Below are 5,826 nucleotides of genomic sequence, written 5' to 3'. Positions count from 1 at the left end.
AGTTACTGTATAGACTTCACCTAATTATATGGACAATCCGCAAGATATGTCTAGTTATGGGTAGAAAATAGGTAACAGTTTCACACCCTCTACCACTACCTTCTCCTGGAGCCAAATCCCAGTGAGCAGATTTTTGGTAAGATTGTTCTGAGGATCTAGCTAATAGTGCTATACGAACTGGACGATATGTACAGTTGTTAACTCGAAGAGCTCCTCTATTAGTTTTAACTATAGATGATTCAGAAATAGTTATGGGAAGATTACATTCTTGGGTTTGTTTTGTTAGAGATTTTGGTAGGGGTGTTGGAGTAGGAATGTTTGATAAAGGAGGTTTTAAAATTGGTGAAGATTTTGATGTTTGTAATCTTGCAGACTCATTTTTTGTCCAGGATATTGTTAATTGAAACCTGCCAATGATTAGTCCTAATAACAAGAATATTAAAGCAATAATAATTTTTGAGTAAGGTTGAAATTTCATTGAAATTTAAGTATTTATTTTTCTCCTTATAACTTGGCATCCTGATGTTGTTTACCCTGAAACACCTGCAGCCTGCCATAGTGGAAGTAAGAACTCAGAACTCAGAAGTTAGAAGCTAAAAGTCAGAAGTAAATTATTGCTGTGACTATATTTGAGAATGTCTTAACAATAATAACGACTGCGATATTTTGCTATGTTAATCTACACAATATTTCCCTACGCAGAAGTCAAAAGTCAAAAGCGGTGAGACCCCGCATTGGTGTAAAACACAAGGGAATGCGGACTAAGAAAGTCAAAGTCAAAAGTATTAATTGCGAAGGCTTTTAGGATTTTCTAATTAATTGGTTATTTCTAGTGTGCTGCACTAAAGCATTTTTAAGTTGAAAATTATATAAGTTCAAAATATATTTAACATTATCTATGCAAAGTACCCGTCTTAATAGATTACTGAACGTTATTCTGGAGAGGTTTAAACAATGGTTACTTAATCCTTGGCGTCGAATTTCTCTATTAATTATTAGTTTGTTGTTTGGTAATTTTGCAGCAACTGCTGTTTCTACTATCGCTGGTCAAGAAGGTTATTTAGATGTTTTGTATGCTTTAATTTGTTTATTGATTACGGAAATATTAAATTGGTTAGTTTATGGCAGTAGAGGAAAAATTGCACGTTCTTTGGGAATAGATATTTTAAATGGTTTTAAAATAGGTTTCACTTATGGTCTATTTTTAGAAGCTTTCAAATTAGGTTCTTAAGATTAGAATCAGAAGATTTATTTCGTTAGCCCCATTTTAGCTAGGACTAACTTTTGCATTCTCTAAAGCTCCTGAAAAATTCGGGGCCTCAAAGAATTTTCAGTTGCATCCTCACAATTTTTGTGATATGATAAAAAGTGTAAGGGGTTGTTCGCCTATAAGCATGATTTTTTATTCAACCCAAAAATAGTATAGTTGATCAGATCAGAGCGAATATTGTAGAAAGGAAAATCAATGTAAAAGATACACATACTTTTATTCAAGTTCGCCGAATTTTTATGGAATTATCTAACCCATCTCTAAGACAAATTTTACAGATTTTACAGCAGGGTAAGTCTCTGGAAAAAAAAGAATTAGAAACTTTAGAAAATCAGGAATTAATAGAGCCAAAACGTGCCGATGTTTTTCACATTACTTCGACAAATGTAAGAGAAATCATTAGGCAGCGGTCGCTGCTTTTTCAGTCTGTAACTATTGACTATAATAAGTTTCCTATCAGAGATAATCAGACTTTAGAAACTTTATGGAAATTATGGTTACCTTTAGGAATAAAATTAGTTAATAAACGTAAAAATTTAGGTCGCCCATTAGTCCAAGGAATTTTAGGCGGACAAGGAACTGGAAAAACTACTCTAGCAAAAATTTTAATCCTAATTTTAGACAAGCTTGGCTATAAAACTATTAGCATTTCTATTGATGATATTTATAAAACTTACGCTGAACGTCAACTTTTAGAAAAGGAAGATTCCCGATTAATTTGGCGCGGACCTCCAGGAACCCATGATGTTAGTTTAGGAATAGAAACTTTAGAGAAGTTACGTCAATCAGAAAATCAAAATTATGATAATTTAATTCCTATTCCTAGATTTAATAAGTCTCTTTTTAATGGTGCTGGAGACAGAATTGAACCAGAAATGGTAAGTAAAGTTGATATTGTTTTATTTGAAGGTTGGTTTGTTGGAGTTCGCCCAATTCCAGAGGAAAATTTTGATTTTGCACCACCACCAATTATTACAGAAGCAGACCAAAAATTTGCCCGTGATATGAATGAAAAATTAATAGAATATTTACCTCTGTGGGAAAAATTAGATAGTTTAATTGTTTTATATCCAACTGATTATCGTTTTTCTAAACAATGGCGAAAACAAGCAGAACAACAAATGATTGCTTCAGGAAAATCAGGCATGAGTGATGATGAAATAGAAAAATTTGTGGATTATTTTTGGCAAGCATTACATCCAGAATTGTTTATTAAGCCACTCATCAAAAATTCTGAATTGGTAGATTTAGTAATAGAAATTAATTCCGATCATTCCCTGGGAAATATTTATCATCCAAACTATTAAATGGGAAGTCAAATTAAAAACAAAACTAATGCAGTTTATTGAATCTAAATGGGTAATAATTCAGCCGTCAGCAAGCCTCCTGCGGAGGAACTACGTTAACAGCTATTGCTATTGATCTGGAATAAAAGCTTGATTTCTACCATTTTCTTCAAGGATATTATTAAACCAGAATTCAAAATGAATATAGTATTAGCGTAAGCATTCAGCTATTAGCACTCAGCTTTTCCTAGGTCATGCTACGCAAACAGCTTTTGAAAATGCTAGGAGGCACGGGAATTATAAGCTGTTGTGTATCTAGATTTTATATTCCCTATTGCTAGGAGCAAAAATTGAATATATGGTCGTTCATAGTNTATAAGCTGTTGTGTATCTAGATTTTATATTCCCTATTGCTAGGAGCAAAAATTGAATATATGGTCGTTCATAGTAAGCCCGCTTTTCATGATTCATAGAATATAAGAGATTTTGGCTTAAAGGTAGAAGGCATAAGGCAGAAATAATGCAAGTCATGAAGTGAAAACCCCTATAAAAACCTTAGCTGATAGCTGACGGCTGACGGCTGAATGCTTACGTATTAGCAAGTATTGATGAGCCTCCTTCTTCAGAGGAGAAAATTGCATTTCTATATCAAAAAACAAGAGAAAAATACTTCACTTGGGAAAAGTTTATTGAAGTCTTATTAGTAATTTAATATTTAGGGTTGTTATAACTAAGAAAGAATTGATTAGGACATAGACTAATGATTAATTTTACAATAGCAAAAGTTTTTCCAACTGCTCCCTAGGCGTTGCTGATGCGTGGGTATGATTTGTATTTTTTAGTAGTTGCTAAACTATTGGATAAGAAATATTTGAGATTATTCAATTTTTATTTTCATACCTTGATTCAGCAACGCCCTCCCTGTTCCCTTCTATAAAAACAAAAGCTTAAGATTAATCTTCCAATTGCGCTAAAGCAGTTTTCACTTTTTCCTTACCCTCAGAATTATCCTCTTCCTCAAACAGTTTTAAAGCTCTTTCAAAAGATTTTAATGCTTCTCTTTTACGTTGTCTACCTTGAAGAGCTAACCCAATTTTATAATGAGCATCTGCATTATCAGGATTTCTCTTAATTACTTGCCGATACATAATTATTGCTTGTAAATAATCCTGCTGTTCTAAAAGTATCTCTGCAGCAGCAAACCTAGCTTCGAGTAAATCAGGATTAGCATAAGTAGCTTTTTGATAAAATTTCAAAGCAGCTTGAGTATTATCCTGAGCTTGATAAATTTCCGCAATTTGAAACTGAATATCTCCATTTCTTGGTGCTAAACTAGAAGCTAACTTCAGAGCAGCTAAACCGCCTTTAGTATCTCCAGTAGCTAATAAAGCAGTTCCCAACTTGATTTGTACCCCTGCATCTCTAGGTGATAATTCCACAGCTTTTCGCACTGCTGCCAATGCTTCAGGAAAGCGCTCTTGCTTAAGTAATACTAAACCCATTGCAGCATGAGCTTCAGCATTTTTAGGGTTAGACTGAATAGCGACTTGATATGCAACGATCGCCTCATTATATTTCTCCTGGCGAAACAATGTAGCACCTAACCCTAAATGCGCATTAATATTGTTGCGGTCTAGTAAAGAAGCACGGCGATAAGCTTCAATGGCGGCCTGATAATTTTCTAATCTGGCCATACTATATCCCAAACCATATTGAAAATCTGCATTATGAGGATCTATGGCGATCGCCTGTTGATAAAACTGAGCTGCTGCTTGGAAATTTTTCTGGAGTGCTTCCAAGTAAGCAATACCAGAATATATTTGTGCATTCTTGGGGTCTAAACGTACCGCCTGTTGATATATTGTTATGGCAAGTTGGTAATTTCCAGCATCCGCTAATTCTCGTCCCTGGCGTAGTAGTTCATTTAGTTTGGAATTCCCATTTTGATTACCTTGAGCCAATAATTTGACCCCACAGCAAGGAACTCCATAAGCAATAGAAGGAACAGTGGCTGTTATTGTGGCCACCATTAGACTACTAAGTATTGATATTGTTTGTTTGTACACGGCCAGTCTGAAATTAATAGTGTTTATAGAAATGACTAATCATAGCACTTTGTTCAGGAATTCCCTAGAAGGTTCAGCTCAGAACCTTACTAGATGGCCATAGGTGTTTTTAGGTCAATTGTGCGATCGCAATTTGATGACTAACCATCGGAATAAAACAAGAGGCAAGAGGTGAATAACTCTTGCCATTAGGTTCTAAGTTCGATTGTAAGTCAGTAAAATTATCGACCTGTCAATTTATAGATATCTTCTACTTAATTCTTGAATCATTAATCACTAAAACCCTAAATACCAGTAGGGGACTTTAAATTGATATTCAAAACCTAACGCCCAACGAACGAAAGTATTAATCCGAAAGTGTTATTCATTCATAGCTATCATCTGAGTAATTCATTTTTGAACTTGAATTGAATAAATTTAGTTTTTTTTGTGTAAATTCCAAAGTTTTGTCAGCTTTGTTTTTAACTTTATATATTGTCCTGTTATAAAAAGCAGATACCTTAGCTTTGTCGGCTGTTGGTGCAAAAACTTCGCTACTATTTGCACTACCTTCGCAAATTATAGAAATCTCTTTTAATTCATCAAGAGCTTTTTCTAAACAGTTTTCTAAAAGTGCATACTTTCTAAGTTTGAATTTTAACCCCTTAATGCTTGTTTGCCGTTCTTTTGCTATAAACAGAATTGAAACTAGAGCAATATTTGTGAGGAGACTACAAATTAAAGCGGCTTTGTTGAATTAATTCATTGTCGAACTGATTACTTATTGTTGGCTCGTTCATCAGGCTTTATTTTCCGCTGAGATAAGATAATAAACCTTATTATAGCTTCCCAGAATATGATGAACAAAAGCCATGTAATTATAGTGATATTGACACCTATATACAACGCTTTTTTTGTTGTGCTAATATAAACAAAATTAATAGCATGATTAGGTATTGATAGATGATAGAGAGAGCCTACAGAATCAGCTTCATTCATTAAAAAATTAGTAGCAACAGCAAAAATCAAACACCCCAAAGGGACTAATGATTTCTTTATGGGTTCGGTGATTAAGATTACCCCAAGAACAAACAACAAAATTATTTTTATCAAATACAAAGAAAACATCAGATTGCAAGATATTGCTATAATTGTAAAACTGCTTGCATTCCCTAAAAAAAAATAAAATTATTGAGTTGCAAGCACTTCTTAACATGAATTTTTC

4 protein-coding genes are annotated in these 5,826 nt (G+C 33.8%); 2 read left to right on the top strand and 2 right to left on the bottom strand.

Going from position 1 to position 5,826, the window contains the following annotated elements:
* Window positions 1–16 precede the first annotated feature (16 nt).
* The gene (locus tag AFK68_RS13920) at window positions 17–478 is read right to left on the bottom strand and encodes a hypothetical protein (RefSeq protein ID WP_094673322.1); all 462 of its coding nucleotides are present in this window, start codon (window positions 476–478) and stop codon (window positions 17–19) included.
* Between the two features lie 420 nt (window positions 479–898).
* Here AFK68_RS13920 and AFK68_RS13915 point away from each other — a divergent pair, with 420 nt between their 5' ends.
* Both AFK68_RS13915 and AFK68_RS13910 read left to right on the top strand, forming a co-directional pair.
* Window positions 899–1,231, top strand: coding sequence for a DUF565 domain-containing protein (locus tag AFK68_RS13915; protein ID WP_094673321.1), 333 nt, complete (start codon window positions 899–901; stop codon window positions 1,229–1,231).
* 278 nt (window positions 1,232–1,509) lie between these two features.
* Window positions 1,510–2,577 carry a glycerate kinase gene (locus AFK68_RS13910; protein WP_094673320.1) on the top strand — a complete coding sequence of 356 codons (1,068 nt, stop codon included), beginning with the start codon at window positions 1,510–1,512 and terminating at the stop codon, window positions 2,575–2,577.
* Between the two features lie 932 nt (window positions 2,578–3,509).
* Here AFK68_RS13910 and AFK68_RS13905 read toward each other — a convergent pair.
* Window positions 3,510–4,622, bottom strand: a complete 1,113-nt coding sequence (locus AFK68_RS13905) for a tetratricopeptide repeat protein (protein WP_094673319.1) — start codon at window positions 4,620–4,622, stop codon at window positions 3,510–3,512.
* Between the last annotated feature and the right edge of the window lie 1,204 nt (window positions 4,623–5,826).

The organism is Hydrocoleum sp. CS-953 (genome assembly GCF_002260545.1).
In the GTDB taxonomy this organism is placed as follows: Bacteria; Cyanobacteriota; Cyanobacteriia; order Cyanobacteriales; family Microcoleaceae; genus Trichodesmium.
Note: the sequence above shows the minus strand (reverse complement) of the source record. Positions and strands in the feature narration are given on the sequence as shown.

Excerpts from the sequence above, each read along its gene's own strand:
- AFK68_RS13920 (WP_094673322.1), bottom strand. The coding sequence starts at position 478 with ATGAAATTTCAACCTTACTCAAAAATTATTATTGCTTTAATATTCTTG.
- AFK68_RS13915 (WP_094673321.1), top strand. The coding sequence starts at position 899 with ATGCAAAGTACCCGTCTTAATAGATTACTGAACGTTATTCTGGAGAGG.
- AFK68_RS13910 (WP_094673320.1), top strand. The coding sequence starts at position 1,510 with ATGGAATTATCTAACCCATCTCTAAGACAAATTTTACAGATTTTACAG.